Genomic DNA, 17,449 nt, shown 5'->3' on the forward strand with positions numbered 1-17,449 from the left:
CCCCCCCCCCCCCCCCCCCCCCCCCCCCCCCCCCCCCCCCCCCCCCCCCCCCCCCCCCCCCCCCCCCCCCCCCCCGGCGCGCCCCGGCGGTGCGCCGGTAGGACGCGTCGAGCAGCTCGGCGACCTCGTCCCAGTCGCTGCGCTCGAGGTCGAGGTCGAGGCCCAGCCAGCCGGCGGGCCCCAGGTAGGCCGGCACGAAGACCTGTGGGTCGTCGACCAGCGCCGCTCGGTCGTCGGGGTCGGCGAGCACCATGACGGACCGCGGGTGCTGCACCCACTCGCCGCCGGCCTTGAGCGCGCCGCCGTAGTAGGCGAAGACCTTGGTGGTGAAGAACGCCGGGCGCCCGTGGCTGACCTTCTCGGCCGCGTCGGGCAGCGCCAGCGCGAGCGCGCGCACCCGCGCGAGGACCGGGTCGTCGTCGTCGAACATCCGCGGGTGGGCCACGGGCACAGACTGCTCGACGCGCGGGGTGGCGTCCAGGCTCCGGTGCTCGCGGGGGCCACCATGGGCGCGTGCGAGCCGTCATCCAGCGAACCCTGCATGCGCGCGTCGTCGTCGACGGGGAGGTGGTGGGCCACACCGACCGGCCCGGGCTGCTGGTCTACCTCGGCGTCACCCACGACGACGGCCCCGCCGACGTGACCTGGACCGCCCGCAAGATCTGGGAGCTGCGGGTGCTGCGCGAGGAGCGCTCGGCCGTCGACGTCGACGCACCGGTGCTGGTGGTCAGCCAGTTCACGCTCTACGGCGACACCCGCAAGGGCCGGCGCCCCTCCTGGTCGGCGGCCGCCCCCGGCCCGGTGAGCGAGCCGCTCTACGAGGCGCTCTGCGCCGAGCTGGAGCGCCTGGGCGCCCACGTCGAGCGCGGCCGCTTCGGCGCCGACATGCAGGTCGAGAGCGTCAACGACGGCCCCGTCACGATGCTGCTCGACAGCCCCCGCTGAGGCGCGGTCAGCCCCAGAGCTCGCGCACCCGGTCGACGTACGCCGCCGCCTGGGCGTGCCCGGCGCGCGCCGAGCCGGGCCGGGCGGCGGGGTCGAGCACGTTCTTGCCGATGGCGACACGGGAGGCGTCGTCGGGGGTGATCACCAGGTGCGGCACTCCGAGCTCCTCGAGCTGCTGCCGGGCGCTGCGGATCGGGCCGAGCGAGCGGTCCAGCGGCGAGAGCACCACCACGCGGTCGCAGCCGGCCGCGAGGTCGGCGTTGGCTCCCGAGCGCATCCCGCCGTCGACGTAGGTGCGTGGGCCGATCGGGATCGCGGGGTAGACGCACGGCACCGCGCAGCTGGCGTTGACGGCGTCCTCGAGGCCCACCTCGCCGCCGGGGCGGAAGGCGGCCAGCTCGCCGGTCTCGGCGTCGACGGCCGTGACGACCAGGTCGCGCTCGGGCCACTGCGTGGTCGTCAGCCGCTGGCGCACCTGGTCGTAGCGCTCGGCGATGCTCGGGGTCCGCCCGCGCGCGGCCGCCCGCACCGCACGGGCGCCCAGCAGCCGACCGAACCGCTCGACGTCGCCGCGGGCGCGCAGCATGGCGAGGGCGTACGTCGCCAGCACCCGCGGGCCGATCGCCGCCAAGGGCGCCTCCGTCGGTCCCTCGGGGTCGCCGGGCTCGAGGAGCTGTCGTCGGTAGAGCTCGTCGAGCGGGGTGTCGCTGGTGACCTGCGAGCCCACGATCGAGCCGGCAGAGGTGCCCACCACGCGGTCGGCCCCGGTGAGGTCGGCGCCGGCCTCGGCCAGCCCGGTGAGCAGTCCGGTCTCCCAGGCGATGCCGGTGATGCCGCCGCCGCCGAGCACGAGTGCCTTCATGGGCGCCAGTGTGTCGTACGCGCGGTTCGGTCGCGGTCCTGGCCGACCGGGTGAGGCAAAACGCCACGCGCGGCGCCGAGGATCGGCACACTGGTCCGTACCACCACTACCACCCGCGCCGCACCCCCCGTGCACCGCCCCCACCGACCACACGGATCCCGTCTCGGGACCGGTCTCCGTGTCGAAGGAGTCTCATGTCCCTCACCTCGCCCGTCCCCCTCGTCGCCGGCCTGGCCACCTCAGCCGCCCTGGCGCTCAGCCTGGCCCTGGCCCCCATGTCGGGCGCCGCCGAACCCACCGCGCGCGAGGGGGGTGCCTCGGCCGGCGCCTCGGTCGCGACGACCCCCGGCGTGCTCGAGAAGCGCACGCGTACTCCCTTCGTCTTCAAGGGCAACGGCTACGGCACCTCCGTCGAGGGCGGCGAGCTGCCCGTCGACTCCAGCCGCCTGGCCCTGAGCTCGATGGCCTGCACGACCATCGCGGGCAAGAAGAACCGCAACTTCGTCGAGGAGAGCGAGATCCCGGGCCTGGGCACCGTGCGCGGGGTCTTCTCGCGGGTGGTGAGCAAGAAGAAGGGCGGCACCACCTTCCAGACGTCCAAGCACAAGGTCGCCGAGGTGATGCTCGCCGACAGCCCGCTGGGGAGCCTGTCGATCAGCGGCGTCGTGTCGACCACCCGGGCCTCCTTCAGCGCGAAGGACGGCTGGCAGGCCAGCGCCGACACCAAGATCGCCGGCATCACCTTCACCCCGCCGGTGGGCGATCCGCAGACCATCCCGATCCCCTCGCCCGGGCAGACCGTCCCGGTGCCCGGCCTGGCCAACATCACCCTGGGCCGGACGATCGAGAAGCCCGAGCCGGCCAAGAAGCGCTCGCGCGCGTACGCCGTCGGCGTGGTCGTCGAGGTCGTCCCGACCGGCACCACCATCAAGCTGGCCCGCAGCATGTCGAAGCTCGAGCGGGGCTTCAAGACCGGCATCTTCGGCGGCAGCGCCATCCCGGTGAAGGCCAAGGTGCTCGGTGAGCTGGTCGAGGTCGGCCGGGTCGTGCGCCAGGTGATGCCGTGCCTGGGCACCGACGGCGAGCTCGAGACCTCCGAGGCCGCCGACGTCAACCTGGGCGACCAGGTCGTCGTCCAGGCAGCCAGCGCCCGCCAGAAGGGCAAGCAGACCAACCGCCGGGCCGTCGGCACCGAGGTCGCGCGCATCGCCGAGCTCGACCTCGGTGGGGGCGCGCTCGTGCTCGACGCCATCGAGTCGAGGGTCAAGGTGACCCGGCTCAAGAGCGGGAAGCTCAAGCGCAGCGCGACGTTCAAGGTCGGCTCCATCACGAATGGTGACGGGGAGCCGCAGAGCCTCGAGGACCTCGAGGACCTCGAGATCCCCGGGGTGCTGAGCATCAAGACCGGTCTGAGGAAGAAGATCAAGGACGGCATCCGGATGATCGGGCTGCGCATCACGCTGCTCGACGGCACCGGCGCCGTGATCGACCTGGCCACCTCGAAGCTGTCGATCGCCGACCGCTGAGCCAGCACCCGCACCCGCACCCGGCACCGGCCCGGGGCGACGACCCGCAGCACGCGGGGCGTCGTCCCGGGCCGTCTGGTTTCTCACACCGCCGAGGCGTGGGACGAGGTGGCCGCCCCGCCCCCGGAGGGCGTCAGATGGGTCGGTGACCACCCGCACGCCCACGACCCCGCCCGCGCGCCGGCCCACCGGCCGGCGCCGCTGGGCGATGCTGGCCGCCTCCACGCTGGCCCAGGGCGCGGCCGCGGTGACGATCCACGGCCCGGCGTTCCTGATCCCGGTGCTGCGCGACGAGGGCCTGAGCCTGCCGCAGGCCGGGCTGGTCGCGGCCGCGCCGACGATCGGCGTGATGCTCACCCTGGTGGCCTGGGGCCTGCTCACCGACCGGCGCGGCGAGCGCTTCGTGCTCGTCACCGGCCTCGCGCTGACGGCCGTCGCGGGCCTGGTCGCCATGGCCGTGCGCGGTCCGGTCGCGCTGTTCGTGGCCCTGCTGGTGGCCGGCGCGGCCGCGGCGAGCACCGGCTCGGCCAGCGGCCGTGTCGTGGTCGGCTGGTTCCCGCCGCACCGCCGCGGCCTGGCGATGGGGGTGCGCCAGATGGCGCAGCCCACCGGGGTGGCGGTGGCTGCCGTCAGCATCGCCGTGGTCGCGGAGTCGTACGGCGTCGCGGCCGCGCTGGGCGTCCCGGTCGCCGTCGCGGCCGGGGCGGCGCTCGTGGTCGCGCTGGTGGTCGTCGACCCGCCCCGTCCGGCTCTCGGCGCCGGCGAGCGGGCGCCCAACCCCTACCGCCGCGACTCCTACCTGGCGCGCATCCACGGCGTCTCGGTGCTGCTGGTCGTGCCCCAGTTCCTGGTGTGGACCTTCGCGCTGGTGTGGCTGGTCAGCGACCGCGGTTGGTCGGCCGCGGCGGCCGGCAGCCTGGTCGCCGGCGCCCAGCTCGCCGGGGCCCTCGGCCGGATCGCGGCCGGCCAGCTCAGCGACGTGGTGGCCAGCCGGCTGCGCCCGCTGCGCTGGGTGGCGGTCGCCGCGGGAGCCACGATGGTGGCGCTCGGCCTGGCCGCGGGCCAGGACGCGGCGGTGGCGGTGCCGCTGGTGGTGCTGGCGACCGTGCTGACCGTCGCCGACAACGGCCTGGCCTTCACCGCCGTCGCCGAGCGCGCCGGCCCGCACTGGTCGGGGCGAGCCCTGGGCGCCCAGAACACCGCGCAGTACCTCACCGCCTCGGCCGTGCCGCCGCTCGCCGGTCTGCTGGTCGACCGGGCCGGGTACGCCGCCGCCTTCGCGCTGGCCGGCCTCTTCCCGCTGCTGGCCGTGGGCCTGGTGCCGGTGCGCGACGAGCACGACCTGGGCTGAGGTCGCCGACCCGTCCGGGTGAACGGGTTCGAGGAGGCCCCGATCGGGGTAGGGGGTCCCCATGTCCACCACCAGCCTGGTCCTCCTCGTCATCGCCGTCCTGGTCGTCGCCGCTCTCGTCGCCGTCGCCGTCGTGGTGCTGCTGCAGCGCAACGCCCGCCTGCGCGCCGCCCGGGTCGAGCAGGCCGGCCAGCTGCGCACCCAGGCGGCCGCCCACGACGAGCCGATCGCGGCCTCGCGCAACCGGGTCGAGGAGGCGCAGGTGCGCGCCGACGAGGCCCATGCCCGCGCCGACGAGGCCGACCGCGAGGTGGACCTGGCCGAGCAGGTGCTGGCCCAAGACGAGGCGCAGCAGGAGGACCGGCTGCGCGCCGCCGACGAGCTCGACCCGCACCGGGAGACCGAGGCAGGCACCGCCCCCGCCACCGACCAGGTGACCGACCCCGAGGGCCGACACCGCGCCTGAGCCGCCCGGCGGGTCTGGGAGGCTGCGCTCATGCAGCCCGCCCCGACCCCGCCGAGCCGCCCCGGCACCCAGGTGCCGGCGGCGACCCGCACGCTGCGGGTGCTGCGCTTCCTGGCCGGCCAGCCCGACCCGGTACCGGTCGACCGGATCGCCCGGGCCTGCGACCTGCCCCGCTCCACGGCGTACCACCTGCTCGGCGTGATGGTCGAGGAGGGCTTCGTGACCCACCTGCCCGAGGAGCACCTCTACGGCCTGGGCGTGGCCGCCTTCGAGGTCGGCTCGGGCTACGCCCGCCAGGTGCCGCTGCAGCGCATCGCCCGCCGGGCCCTGGCCACGCTGGTCGACCGCACCGGCCACAACGCCCACCTCGCGGTGCTGCACGGTCGTGACGTGCTCTACGTGCTCGAGGAGCGGGCCCCCGGCCGCCCGCCCCTGGTCACCGACGTGGGGGTCCGCCTCCCGGCCCACCTGACCGCCAGCGGCCGCGCCCTGCTGGCGGGCCTCTCGGCTGCCCAGGTGCGTGCGATCTTCCCGGGCCCCGAGGCGATGGTCGAGCGCACCGGCCTGGGCCCGCGCACCCCCCGGGCCCTCAAGGAGCTGCTCGTCGCGACCCGGCAGCGCGGGCACGCCACCGAGGACGGCGAGGTGAGCGAGGGCATGGCCAGCGTCGCCGCCGCGGTGCGCGACCACAACGAGCACCCCGTGGCGGGCGTGGCGCTGACCTATCCGGTGGCCGAGGTCGCCGAGGCCGCCGGGGCCGGCGGGGTCGCCGGGCCGGCCACGGTCGAGAGACTGGCCGGCGAGGTGCGCCGCACCGCCGACCAGCTGACCCGCCGTCTGGGCGGCGGGCGCGCCCGGTGACGGCAGACGCGACGGTGACGCCGAGCCCGGCCGCGGCCCGGTGGGGCGTCGCGCAGATCGCCCTCGCCGCGTTCCTGTGGGGCACCGGCGGCCTGGTGGTCCAGCTGGTGCGGGAGCGGGTGCCGATGACGGTGCCCACCATCAGCGCGTGGCGCCTGGCGCTCGCCCTGGCCGCCCTGCTCGCGATCGTGCTGGCCCAGCGTGCCGGGGGCCGCCTGGTCGCGCTGCTGCGCGAGCGCCCGCGCCGGGTGCTGGCCGTCGGGCTCGCGACGGCCGGCTACCAGTTGCTGTACTTCCTCGCCGTCACCTGGGCCGGAGTCACGGTGGCGACCGTGGTGAGCCTGGGCCTGGCGCCGGTGCTGCTCGGGGTCGGCGAGGCGATCACCTCCCGCCGGGCGCCGAGCCCGACCCGGCTCCTCGTGGTCGCGGCGGCCCTGGCGGGCCTCGTCCTGGTCTCGACCGCCACCGGGCACGGCGCCGGCGCGGTCGGGCCCCGGCCGGCCGCCGGTCTCGCCGTCGCCGTCGCCGCCGGCGTGCTCTACGCGCTGGCGACCGGCTGGGGCGGCGACCTGGCCCGCGGCACACCGCCCCTGGTGCTGACCGCGGCCACCACCGGCGTCGGGGTGCTGGTCCTGGCTCCCCTGGCTCTGCTCGGCGGCAGCCCCCTGCTCACCACCGACACCGAGGCGCTGGCGCTGCTGGCCTACCTCGGCGTCGTCACCATGGCCGCCGCGTACGCCGCCTTCTACGCGGGCCTGCGCACCACGCGCGGCTCGACCGCCACCCTGGTCACCCTCGTCGAGCCGCTGTCGGCCGCGCTGCTGGCCGCGGTCGTGCTGGGCGAGCGGCTGGGCCCCGCCGGACTGGTCGGCGCGGCGCTGATCCTGGCCGCCGTCGCCGGGCTGGCCCGCGACGAGGAGGACGCCGTGGCCGTGGCCGCCGGACCGACGGCGGCGCTGCCGGGCGTGCCGCACCCCGACCACGACTGACCCGCAGGAGCCCGACCTCCGCGAAAGCCCGGCGCGACGCCCACGCGGTGCCCACACTGTGACGAGCGTCTCGACAGCGAAGTGAACATGTGTCACTTTCTTGTCACGTTCCCTCCGGAGGTCCCCATGCGTCGCAGCCCGTCCCCCACCCGTCCCCCGCGCGAGCCGGGCACCGCCCGGCGCCTGGCCTGGACCGCGATCGGCGCCGCGCTGGTGGTCGGTGCGGCCGTGGTGGTGCCCGGCGTGGTCGGGGAGCCCGCCGGCCCGACGGGCGCACAGGGCGAGCGCGCCCGCGGAGGCCTGCAGGCGGCCCACGAGGCGGCGAGCGGCCAGGGCACCCTGCCCTTCACCGACGCCCACGGCCACGAGGTGCGCCTCGACGTCGACCCGGCGACCAAGAACGCGGTCTCGCGCGCCGGCGAGGAGGTCGGCACCGAGACCCGCGACCCCACGACCGCGGCCGAGCGCGCCGCGGCGGCGGCGTACGTCGCCAGCGAACGTGCGCGCCGCGACCCCCGCCTCGGCTCGACCAAGGCCTACCCCGAGCGCAGCACCCACCCGCGCACCCGCTACGCCATGGCCCGCGGCTGCTACACGCTCGTGCCCGGCGGCGAGCCGACGTACTTCCAGGCCACCGACCTGGGCGAGTACCTCCTGCTCACCCCCGACGAGCAGCTCGTCGCCGCCGGGGGCGGCCGGGCCGCCGAGCCCAGCGACGCCACCGTCTGGCGGGCCTCGAAGAAGGGCCGGCTGGTCTCGCTGGCCAACGCCGGCGAGCGCCTCGAGGTGGACGGCCGGACCGCGTTCCGGCTGACCACCGCGAAGGGCTGCGCGACCTGGCCCGAGGCGCAGGTCGACGTCTCCGGGCGCCCGCACACCGGCGTCACGCCCTTCCAGGAGGTGCGCGGCTACGTCGACGCGCACACCCACCACATGGCCTACGAGTTCCTGGGCGGCGAGGTGCACTGCGGCAAGCCGTGGGACCGCTTCGGCGCCGAGGTCGCGCTGACCGACTGCGAGGACCACACGATCACCGGCGGCTACGGCGCGCTGCTCGAGACCGCGCTGTCGGGCGAGGTCGGCCACGACCCGGTCGGCTGGCCGACCTTCACGGACTGGCCGGCGCCGGCCTCGCTGACCCACGAGGGCACCTACTACCGCTGGATGGAGCGCGCCTGGCGCGGCGGGCAGCGGCTGTTCACCAACCTGCTGGTCGAGAACAACCAGCTGTGCCAGCTCTACCCGCTGAAGCGGAACTCCTGCGACGACATGGACTCGGTGCGCCTGCAGATCCAGCGCACCTTCGAGTTCCAGGACTATGTCGACGCCCAGTTCGGCGGCCCGGGCAAGGGCTTCTACCGGATCGTGACCAGTCCCTTCGAGGCCCGCCGGGTCATCAACGAGGGCAAGATGGCCGTGATCCTCGGCATCGAGACCTCCGTGCCCTTCGGCTGCACGTTCAAGAAGCTGCCCGGCGGCGACCTCGCGCAGTGCGACGCCGAGACCATCGACGCACAGATGGACGAGATGCACGACCTGGGCGTGCGCCAGATGGAGCTGGTCAACAAGTTCGACAACGCCCTGTCGGGCATCGCTGGCGACGCCGGTGAGACCGGCGTGGCCGTCAACGCCGCCAACTTCCTCGAGACCGGCACCTTCTGGGACATGCGCACCTGCACCCCCGCCGACACCGAGAACCACGACAAGAACCAGACGCTGGCCGCGCCCGAGATCTCCGCCGACCAGCAGGACGCGCTCTTCGGCGCCATCGGACAGCTCTTCGGGTCGCTGAACCTGCCGGCGCTCTCGCTCTACCCGCGCACCAACCACTGCAACGCACGCGGGCTGACCACGCTGGGCGAGCACACCATCGACGGCCTCGCGAAGCGCAAGATCGTCTTCGACCCCGACCACATGAGCGTCAAGGCCCGCAACCAGGCCCTCGACCAGGTCGAGGAGCTCGGCTACCAGGGGCTGCTCTCGAGCCACTCCTGGTCGACCCCCGACGCCTACCCGCGCATCTACGAGCTGGGCGGCTTCATCACCCCCTACGCCGGCGACTCCACCGGCTTCGTCGAGAAGTGGCGCACGCACGTCGGCTGGGCAGACGAGCGCTACTACTTCGCGATGGGCTACGGCGCCGACATCAACGGCCTCGGCGCCCAGGGCGACCCCCGCGGCGCCGACGTGCCCAACCCGGTGACCTACCCGTTCAAGGGACTCGGCGGCGTCACCGTGCGCCAGCAGCGTGCCGGCGAGCGGGTCTACGACGTCAACGCCGACGGCGTCGCGCAGTACGGCCTCTACCCCGACTGGATCGAGGACCTCGGCAAGGTCGCCGACGCCCAGCAGGGCGACGGGTCGGCGGTGCTCGACGACATGGCGCGCGGCGCCGAGGGCTACCTGCAGATGTGGGAGCGGGCCTACGGCATCGCCCCCGACTCCTGCCGCAACCCCGAGCGGCAGCTGCCGGTCGCCCAGGTGCAGCGCCGTCTCGACCGGGGCATGAGCACGCGGCAGGTGATGAAGGTCGTGGGCCAGCCCTACACCCGGCTCGGGCGCACCTTCGGCTTCTGCGCCACGCGGGGCGGTGCCGAGGTCGAGATGACCGCGACCTTCACCAAGCGCGGCAGGCTGCGCGGCGTACGCCGCTCGTGAGCGGCCGGTCGTGGCCTGCCCGTCGTGGCCCGGCGGCGGCTCGCGGTGCAGACGGTCGCTGGCGTTGAAGTTACCGCCCGGTAGGCTGCATCTCACCCCCGCCGACGCCTGACGGCGTCGACACAGGGGCCTAGGCTCACGCAGGCGCGCAGGAAGCCGCGCGCCAACAGAACCCGAGGAGCACGTCCGCATGCAGACCTTCGCCATCGTGGTGTCCCTGGCGTTCACGGCGGTCGCCGTGGCGATGACGGTGCGGGCGGTGCGCTCGATCGTCGCCACCGTCCGCGTGGGCACGCCGATCAGCCGCACCGACAACCCCGCGCGGCGCACGGTGACGCTGCTCAAGGAGTCGATGCTGCACACCCGGATGCTCCAGTGGCACTGGATCGGGGCGATGCACTGGTTCGTGTACGCCGCCTTCATCGTGCTCTCCGCGGCCGTGGCCACCGGCTACGTGCAACTGTTCAACCCCGACTTCGCGCTGCCGGTCATCGGCCACTTCTTCCTCTTCGAGTGGGTCAGCGAGGGGCTGGGCCTGCTCGGCACGATCGGCATCATCTTCCTGGCGGTGCACCGCCAGCTCAACCACCCGCGCGACAAGGGCCGCCGCAGCCGCTTCTTCGGCTCCAACCAGTGGCAGGCCTACTTCGTCGAGACCTTCGTGCTCGTGGAGAGCGCCGCGATCCTGTTCATCCGCGGCGCGGAGTACAACCTCGGCCAGATCGACTCCACCCACGCCGAGGACTTCACGCCCTTCCACTTCCCGCTCTCCAGCGTCGTCGGCGAGGTCCTCTTCCCCGCCGGGGTCGCCGGCAACGAGGCCGCCCTCGAGACGACCATCGTGGTCATCGCGATGATCAAGGTCGTCCTGGCGATGATCTGGCTGATGGTCATCTCCTCCAACCTGACCATGGGCGTCGCCTGGCACCGCTTCACCGCCTGGTTCAACATCTTCTTCAAGCGCGAGTCGACCGGTCGCGACACCGACGGCGCGACCACCGCCCTGGGCGCGGTCAAGCCGCTGACCAACAACGGCGAGCGGGTCAGCCTCGACGACATCGAGGACCTCGACGAGGACGCCAAGCTGGGCGTCGGCGCCGTCGAGGACTTCTCCTGGAAGGGCCTGCTCGACTTCACCACCTGCACCGAGTGCGGCCGCTGCCAGAGCCAGTGCCCGGCCTGGAACACCGACAAGCCGCTCTCGCCCAAGCTGCTGATCACCGCGCTGCGCGACGCGACGTACGCCAAGGCTCCCTACCTGCGCGCGGGCGAGGACGAGCGCGCGGCGCTGCTCGAGGGCGACACCGCCCTGGCCACCGAGGTCGAGCGTCCCCTGGTCGGCGAGACCGGCGGCCGGATGGACGGCCTCGACGACGGCGAGTGGTTCTACAACCCGACCAACGGCTCCGCGGTCATCGACCCCGAGGTGCTGTGGAACTGCACCTCGTGCGGCGCCTGCGTGCAGCAGTGCCCCGTCGACATCGAGCACGTCGACCACATCGTCGACATGCGCCGCTACCAGGTGCTGGTCGAGTCGAACTTCCCCGCCGAGCTCAACGGCCTCTTCAAGGGCCTGGAGAACAAGGGCAACCCCTGGAACATGTCGGCCTCGGCCCGCATGGACTGGGCCAAGGGCCTCGACTTCGACGTCAAGGTCGTCGGCGAGGACATCGAGTCCCTCGACGAGGTCGACTGGCTGTTCTGGGTCGGCTGCGCCGGCGCCTACGAGGACCGCGCCAAGAAGACCACCCGCGCGGTCGCCGAGCTGCTCGACATGGCCGGGGTCTCCTTCGGCGTGCTCGGCAACGGCGAGACCTGCACCGGCGACCCGGCCCGCCGGGCCGGCAACGAGTTCGTCTTCCAGGGCCTGGCCGCGCAGAACGTCGAGACGCTGACCGAGTACAAGGTCAAGAAGGTCGTCTCGACCTGCGCCCACTGCTTCAACACCCTCAAGAACGAGTACAAGGAGTTCGGCATCGAGCTGGAGGTGGTCCACCACACCCAGCTGCTGAACCGCCTGGTCCGCGAGGGCAAGCTCACCCCGGTCCAGGAGGGCGCGGGCGCCCACAAGCGCTCGATCACCTACCACGACCCCTGCTACATCGGTCGCCACAACGGCGTCTACACCCCGCCCCGCGAGCTGCTGCAGATCCTCCCCGGCGCCGAGGTCGTCGAGATGGAGCGCAACTCCGAGCGGTCCTTCTGCTGCGGCGCCGGTGGCGCGCGCATGTGGATGGAGGAGAACACCGGCGAGCGGATCAACATGAACCGCACCAACGAGGCCGTCGGCACCGGCGCCGACCAGATCGCCGTCGGCTGCCCCTTCTGCCGCGTGATGCTCTCCGACGGGCTGACCATGAAGCAGTCGAAGGGCGAGGCCCGCGAGGAGGTCGAGGTCCTCGACGTCGCGCAGATGCTGCTCGCCTCGGTCAAGGGCGAGATGGCCACCAAGGCCGCGCCCGGCTCGGCCGCCGCGCCTGCCAAGGCGGCCCCGGCCGCCAAGGCCGCTCCCGCTGCTGCTCCCGCCGAGGACGTCGCGACCAAGGCGGAGCCCGAGGCCGGCGACGAGACGATCACCGACGACACCGTCGTCGAGACCCAGGACGCCGGTCCGCTGGCCAAGGCCAGCGGCGGCTCCAGCCTCTTCGACTCCCCCGACGCCGCCGCGGCCGACGACAAGCCGGCCGGGGCCACCTCGGGCGGCTCGCTCTTCGACACCCCTGACACCGCGGCCGACGACAAGCCGGTCGCCGAGGAGGCCCAGGCTGCCAAGCCCGAGTCCTCCGGCGGCTCGCTCTTCGACCTGGGTGGCGACGAGCCTGCGCAGGCGGAGACGAAGTCCGAGGCGAAGGCCGAGCCGGCGCCCGAGGCCGAGGCAGCGCCCGCGGCGCCCGCCGACGACCTCGGCTCCGGTGGCTCGCTCTTCGACCTCGGCGGTGACGAGCCCGAGGCCGCGGCCACCGAGACCGAGCCCAAGCCGGCGGCCGAGGCGGAGCCGAAGGCTGCGCCGACCGAGGCCGCCCCGGCGGCCGAGGCCGACCTGGGCTCGGGCGGCTCGCTCTTCGACATCAGCGCCGACGAGCCGGCGGCTCCCGCCGCCAAGACCGAGCCCGCCAAGACCGAGGCGGCGCCCGCTGCCGAGGCCCCGAAGGCCGAGGCCCCGAAGGCGGAGGCCCCGAAGGCGGAGACCCCGGACCTCTCCCGCGGCGGGTCGCTCTTCGACATCGCCGCCCCCGCGCCTGCGGAGCCGCAGGCCAAGGCCAAGGCCGAGCCCGAGCCGGAGCCCGAGCCCGAGCCGCAGGCGAAGGCCGAGCCCGAGCCCGCTGCCGAGCCCACCCCGGCAGCGGAGGCCGCCCCTGCTCCGGCAGCCGCCCCGGCCGCGTCCGGGTCGGTGACCGCACCGAAGACCGACGTCGACCTCGACGCGATGGGCTCGCTCTTCGACATCGAGGCCCCCGAGGCCACGACGGTCGAGCGTCCCGCCGCCCCGGCCCAGCCGGAGCCGCAGGCCGCCCAGCCTGAGGAGCCCGCCGAGACCGAGGCCACGGCCGCCTCGGCTGCCTCGGCTGCCTCGACCGACGTCCCGGACGGCGCCGCGCTCAGCGCGGCCGCCACCCAGGCCGCCGGCACCGCCGAGGAGACGCCGGCCCCCGAGCCGGCCGCGGCCGAGACCGTCGTCGAGGAGGCACCGGCTGAGGAGGCACCGGCTGAGGAGGCAGAGCCGGAGCCGGCCGAGGAGCAGGCCGAGGAGCCCGCGCAGGAGGAGAAGCCGAAGCCGACCTCCAGCGGCGCGACGCACACGCCGAAGACGGACGTCGACATCGACGGGTCCGGGTCGCTCTTCGACCTCTGAGCAGGTCGGCAGAGCAGCCGACGAGAAGTGTGGAGCCCCGGATCAACCTGGTTGGTCCGGGGCTCCACACTTTGCGCAGGGCTGGAGCTGCCCGGTCCAGCCGCGACGGGTCAGCACCGCCGCCACCGCACGGGCCGTGGCGCAGGGCCGGTCGACCGCCTGGCCCCAGCCGATGCGCAGCGTCTCGCCGCCGGCGCTCGCCACGGCGTGGGCCAGGTCGCGGTCGAGGTCGCGGTCGCGCTGGCGCACCGAGGAGTGGTGCAGGCGCCCGTCGAGCTCGACGGCCACGCCCTGCTCGGCGTACACCACGTCCTGCCAGGTGGTGCGTCCCTCGTGGTGGGCCCGGGCCTGCCGGCTGCCGACCGGCAGCCCGTGGGCACGCTCGACCCGGGTGAGGTACTCGTGCTCGAGCACCGAGCAGGTGCCCTCGGCCACGTCGAGGAGCACCCCGCCGACCCAGGCGCGGCGCCGGGCCCAGGGCCGGGCGTCGAGGGCGGCGACCAGCCGCTGGGCGGTGGTGCGCCGCGAGCCGCAGGCGTCGGCCAGTGCCGCGATCGAGGCCAGCTCGTCGTCGCAGGCGAGCGCGACGTCGAGAGCCGCCTCCTCGTAGCGCACCCGTGGCGGTCCGGCGTTCCAGCGCACCCGCGCCGCGTAGCCGTCGACCCGGTGCACGACCACCCCGCGGGGCGGGTCGAGGCGCCGGCCGCGGTCGACGGTGACGTGCAGGAGGTCGGTCTCGCGGCCACGGCGGCCCGGCCCCTCGGCGGCGCGCAGTGCGCTCTCGTGCGACAGCGCGGCGGGCGCCGCCCACAGCACCGCCGCCCACGCGCGCTGGGCCCAGTCCAGCGGCCCGGTGTGGTCGACGTACACCCCGCGGTGCACCTCGCTCAGGTCGCGGCGGCGCAGCATCCGTGCCACGCCCACCCGGTCGACGCCCTCGAGGTCGAGCAGCTGTCGGCGCGCCACGACGCCACCCTGGTCGCGCAGCAGGCGGGAGATCTCGTCCATGGCCCGACCCTGCCCGGGGCGGGTCTCCCGCGCCGGGCGCGCGGGGCCGCCTGTGGAGAGGCCGGCGCCGGCGGGCCGCTGTGGACGTCAGTCGTCGTCGGCGGCCCCGTCGGGCACGTAGACCGGGCGCAGCCGGGCCCAGCCCAGGAAGACCGCGGAGACCACGAGCATCGCGATCCCGGCCCACAGGTTGGCGTTGACGCCGCCCGTCTTGTCGGTCTCGGGGTCGGCGAAGGCCCCCATCAGCACCAGGATCACGCCGTACGCGCCGATCAGCCACCCGATGATGTTGCGGATGTCGAAGGCTCCGGCCTGGTGGCGCCGGGTCCCGCCGGTGCTGGACCCGGCGCTGGACTCAGGGGCGGTCTCGGGGGTGGTGTTCTCAGGCATCGGGGTCTCCTCAGAAGGCCACGTTGAGTGCGATGACGATGACGAGCGCGATGCTCGCCAGCGGGACCGTGCGGCGGTACCAGGGGTACGACGCCTCGTCGGGGTCGGTGCGCTCCTCGCGCGGGGTCTCCGAGTAGACCAGCCCGCGCAGCGAGCCCTCGGGCTTGGGGGCGGTGACCAGCGAGACCGCGACGCTGACGACGATGTCGACGGCGAACGCCGCTCCGGCGGCCACGAAGGCGGCGCCCTGGCCGCTGAGCGCCAGCACCCCGATGCTCAGCCCGCCGAGGGTGCCCTCGGCGAGGAAGCCCACCAGGACCGCGGCCGACGTGCCGGCGACCAGGCCGGCCCAGCCCGCCGTGGCGGTCATCCGCTTCCAGAACATGCCGAGGATGAACGTCGCGAAGAGCGGGGCGTTGAAGAAGCCGAACAGCGTCTGGAGGTAGTCCATGATGTTCGAGAAGCTGGAGGCCAGGTAGGCGGTGCCGATCGCGGCCACGGTGGCGCCGACGGTCGCCAGACGACCCACCTGCAGGTAGTAGCGGTCGGGCCGGTCCTGCACGCCGTAGCGCTGCCACAGGTCGAAGCTGAAGACCGTGTTGAACGCCGAGATGTTGGCCGCCATGCCGGCCATGAACGCCGCGAGCAGGCCGGCGACGGCCACGCCGAGCAGGCCGTTGGGCAGCAGGTCGCGCATCAGGTAGATCAGCGCGTCGTTGTACTGCACCGTGCCCTCGGCCCCGCCGGTGACCTGCTCGCCGGCCTTGGTGCGGGCGATCTCGCTGACCAGCACGGCGGCGATCATGCCGGGCAGGATGGTGATGAACGGGATGAAGATCTTGGGGAAGGCACCGATGATCGGGGTCTTGCGGGCCGCGGAGATGGAGTCGGTGGCCATCGCGCGCTGGACCTCCACGAAGTTCGTGGTCCAGTAGCCGAAGGAGAGCACGAAGCCCAGGCCGAGCACGATGCCGACCACGGACAGGATGTCGGAGGAGAAGCCGGTCAGGGCGGTGCCGGGCCAGGAGTTGAGCTGCTCGGCGGCCGAGGGCACGCCGGGGCCGCCCGCGTCGGCGGCGATGCGCTCCTTGAGCCCGTCCCAGCCACCGACCCGGGAGAGGCCCAGCAGGGTCAGCGGGAGCAGGCCGGCCACGATGACGAAGAACTGCAGCACCTCGTTGTAGATCGCGGCGCTCAGGCCGCCGAGGGTGATGTAGCTGAGCACCACGGCCGCGGCCACGACCAGGGCGATGATCAGGTCGATGCCGATCAGCGCCTGGATGATGCTGCCGAGCAGGTAGAGGTTGATGCCGGCGATCAGCAGCTGGGCCACGGCGAAGGAGATCGCGTTGACCAGGTGGGCCCCGGTGCCGAAGCGGCGGTACATGAACTCGGGCACCGAGCGCACCTGCGAGCCGTAGTAGAACGGCATCATCACCACGCCGAGGAACAGCATCGCGGGGATCGCGCCGATCCAGAAGTAGTGCACCGCGGGCAGCCCGAACTGCGCGCCGTTGGCGCTCATCCCCATGATCTCGACGGCGCCGAGGTTGGCGGAGATGAAGGCCAGCCCGGTGACCCAGGCCGGCAGCGAGCGCCCGGACAGGAAGAAGTCGACCGAGTCGGAGACCTGGCGGCGCGCCACCACCCCGATCGTCAGCACGAAGCCGAAGTAGATGGCGATGATCAGGTAGTCGACGGGGTGCGCCGAGATGATCGTGTCGCCGGCCCAGACCGTGGTCATCGAACAGCCGTCCTTCCGAGAGACTCGCGTGGCGCCCGCGGACAGCGGTCGTTGTCCGGTCGTTGTGCTGCGCAACCAGTGGAGGCTAGTGCCGCACGCGGCGCGACGAGCCACCCCTCCGGGGGAGGGCCCGCGGACCCGAGTGACGCCACTGTGACATCAGAAATGACGTCACTACCTCTTGCAGTGGCGTCACCATGGCGTCATAGTGGTGCGCATGGACATCTCCCCGTACGTCGAGCGCCTGCGCCACGACCTGCTCGCCGCCGCGGAGGCCGGCGGCCCCGAGGTGCGCTCCGCGACGGAGCGGCTGACCTACGCCCTGGACCCGGCTGTGCGCCTGGCCCTGATGGAGGCCGTCTCTCACGCAGCGGCCGAGATCACCTCAGCCCTGCCGACCGGCAGCGTCGACGTCCGGCTCGACGGCCGCGACCTCGACTTCGTCGTCGACACCACTCCGCCCCCGGCGCCCGCCTCTCCTCCGCCCCCGCCCCCGTCGACAGAGGAGGGTGACGACGGCGTCGTCGCCCGGGTCACGCTGCGCCTGCCCGAGCCGGTCAAGGCCCGCGCCGAGGAGCTGGCGGCCCGCGCGGGCACGTCGCTGAACAACTGGCTGGTGGGCGTCGTGCGCGACGCGACCAGCGAGAGCGGCGACCGGGCCGTGCGCGTCGACGTCGACCTGTCCTCCCTCCCCTTCGGCGGCGGTCGCGGGCGCCGGCTCAACGGCTGGATCTGACCGGCACCGACACCTCCCCGACCACCAGCGCACCCGCTGGGACGGCCCTCCGGCCGGTCC

Annotated in this window: 14 protein-coding genes; 9 read left to right on the top strand and 5 right to left on the bottom strand. The window is 74.1% G+C overall.

Features of this window, described 5'->3' with window-relative positions; genetic code table 11:
- Nucleotides 1-445 (bottom strand): MmcQ/YjbR family DNA-binding protein (locus ABKW28_RS17930; protein ID WP_348612151.1); only part of this gene is annotated, 445 nt, incomplete at its 3' end.
- Between the two features lie 68 nt (nucleotides 446-513).
- Between ABKW28_RS17930 and dtd the strand changes: the two genes are divergently transcribed.
- Nucleotides 514-945: a D-aminoacyl-tRNA deacylase gene (gene dtd / locus ABKW28_RS17935; protein WP_193668338.1), complete on the top strand. Its 432-nt coding sequence runs from the start codon at nucleotides 514-516 to the stop codon at nucleotides 943-945.
- A 7-nt stretch (nucleotides 946-952) separates the two neighbouring features.
- On the opposite strand, the gene ABKW28_RS17940 is transcribed toward dtd, so the two are convergent.
- Nucleotides 953-1,807, bottom strand: coding sequence for a patatin-like phospholipase family protein (locus ABKW28_RS17940; RefSeq protein WP_348612153.1), 855 nt, complete (start codon nucleotides 1,805-1,807; stop codon nucleotides 953-955).
- Nucleotides 1,808-2,001: 194 nt separating this feature from the next.
- Here ABKW28_RS17940 and ABKW28_RS17945 point away from each other — a divergent pair, with 194 nt between their 5' ends.
- The 7 genes from ABKW28_RS17945 to ABKW28_RS17975 all read left to right on the top strand — a co-directional run bounded on the left by ABKW28_RS17945 (nucleotide 2,002) and on the right by ABKW28_RS17975 (nucleotide 13,511).
- The gene (locus ABKW28_RS17945) at nucleotides 2,002-3,333 is read left to right on the top strand and encodes a choice-of-anchor P family protein (protein ID WP_348612155.1); all 1,332 of its coding nucleotides are present in this window, start codon (nucleotides 2,002-2,004) and stop codon (nucleotides 3,331-3,333) included.
- A gap of 145 nt (nucleotides 3,334-3,478) precedes the next feature.
- Complete coding sequence (locus tag ABKW28_RS17950; protein WP_348612157.1) at nucleotides 3,479-4,684, top strand: MFS transporter; 1,206 nt, start codon at nucleotides 3,479-3,481, stop codon at nucleotides 4,682-4,684.
- 61 nt (nucleotides 4,685-4,745) lie between these two features.
- Complete coding sequence (locus ABKW28_RS17955; RefSeq protein ID WP_193668346.1) at nucleotides 4,746-5,150, top strand: hypothetical protein; 405 nt, start codon at nucleotides 4,746-4,748, stop codon at nucleotides 5,148-5,150.
- Between the two features lie 30 nt (nucleotides 5,151-5,180).
- Nucleotides 5,181-6,011: an IclR family transcriptional regulator gene (locus tag ABKW28_RS17960; RefSeq protein WP_348612159.1), complete on the top strand. Its 831-nt coding sequence runs from the start codon at nucleotides 5,181-5,183 to the stop codon at nucleotides 6,009-6,011.
- 14 nt (nucleotides 6,012-6,025) lie between these two features.
- Nucleotides 6,026-7,000, top strand: a complete 975-nt coding sequence (locus ABKW28_RS17965) for a DMT family transporter (protein WP_348612162.1) — start codon at nucleotides 6,026-6,028, stop codon at nucleotides 6,998-7,000.
- A gap of 126 nt (nucleotides 7,001-7,126) precedes the next feature.
- The gene (locus ABKW28_RS17970; RefSeq protein ID WP_348612165.1) at nucleotides 7,127-9,658 is read left to right on the top strand and encodes a hypothetical protein; all 2,532 of its coding nucleotides are present in this window, start codon (nucleotides 7,127-7,129) and stop codon (nucleotides 9,656-9,658) included.
- Between the two features lie 190 nt (nucleotides 9,659-9,848).
- Nucleotides 9,849-13,511, top strand: coding sequence for a (Fe-S)-binding protein (locus tag ABKW28_RS17975; protein ID WP_348612167.1), 3,663 nt, complete (start codon nucleotides 9,849-9,851; stop codon nucleotides 13,509-13,511).
- Nucleotides 13,512-13,553: 42 nt separating this feature from the next.
- Here the strand turns inward: ABKW28_RS17975 and ABKW28_RS17980 are convergent, their stop codons facing one another.
- The 3 genes from ABKW28_RS17980 to ABKW28_RS17990 form a co-directional block, all read right to left on the bottom strand.
- On the bottom strand, nucleotides 13,554-14,519 hold the full coding sequence (locus ABKW28_RS17980) for a type IV toxin-antitoxin system AbiEi family antitoxin domain-containing protein (RefSeq protein ID WP_193668354.1): 966 nt from the start codon (nucleotides 14,517-14,519) through the stop codon (nucleotides 13,554-13,556).
- An 87-nt stretch (nucleotides 14,520-14,606) separates the two neighbouring features.
- Complete coding sequence (locus tag ABKW28_RS17985) at nucleotides 14,607-14,909, bottom strand: hypothetical protein (protein WP_348612169.1); 303 nt, start codon at nucleotides 14,907-14,909, stop codon at nucleotides 14,607-14,609.
- A 10-nt stretch (nucleotides 14,910-14,919) separates the two neighbouring features.
- Nucleotides 14,920-16,653, bottom strand: coding sequence for a sodium:solute symporter family protein (locus ABKW28_RS17990; RefSeq protein WP_193668358.1), 1,734 nt, complete (start codon nucleotides 16,651-16,653; stop codon nucleotides 14,920-14,922).
- 217 nt (nucleotides 16,654-16,870) lie between these two features.
- On the opposite strand from ABKW28_RS17990, the gene ABKW28_RS17995 reads away from it, so the two are divergent.
- Nucleotides 16,871-17,389, top strand: coding sequence for a pilus assembly protein HicB (locus ABKW28_RS17995; protein WP_348612171.1), 519 nt, complete (start codon nucleotides 16,871-16,873; stop codon nucleotides 17,387-17,389).
- Nucleotides 17,390-17,449 lie beyond the last annotated feature (60 nt).

Source organism: Nocardioides sp. 31GB23 (assembly GCF_040012395.1).
In the GTDB taxonomy this organism is placed as follows: Bacteria; Actinomycetota; Actinomycetes; order Propionibacteriales; family Nocardioidaceae; genus Nocardioides; species Nocardioides salarius.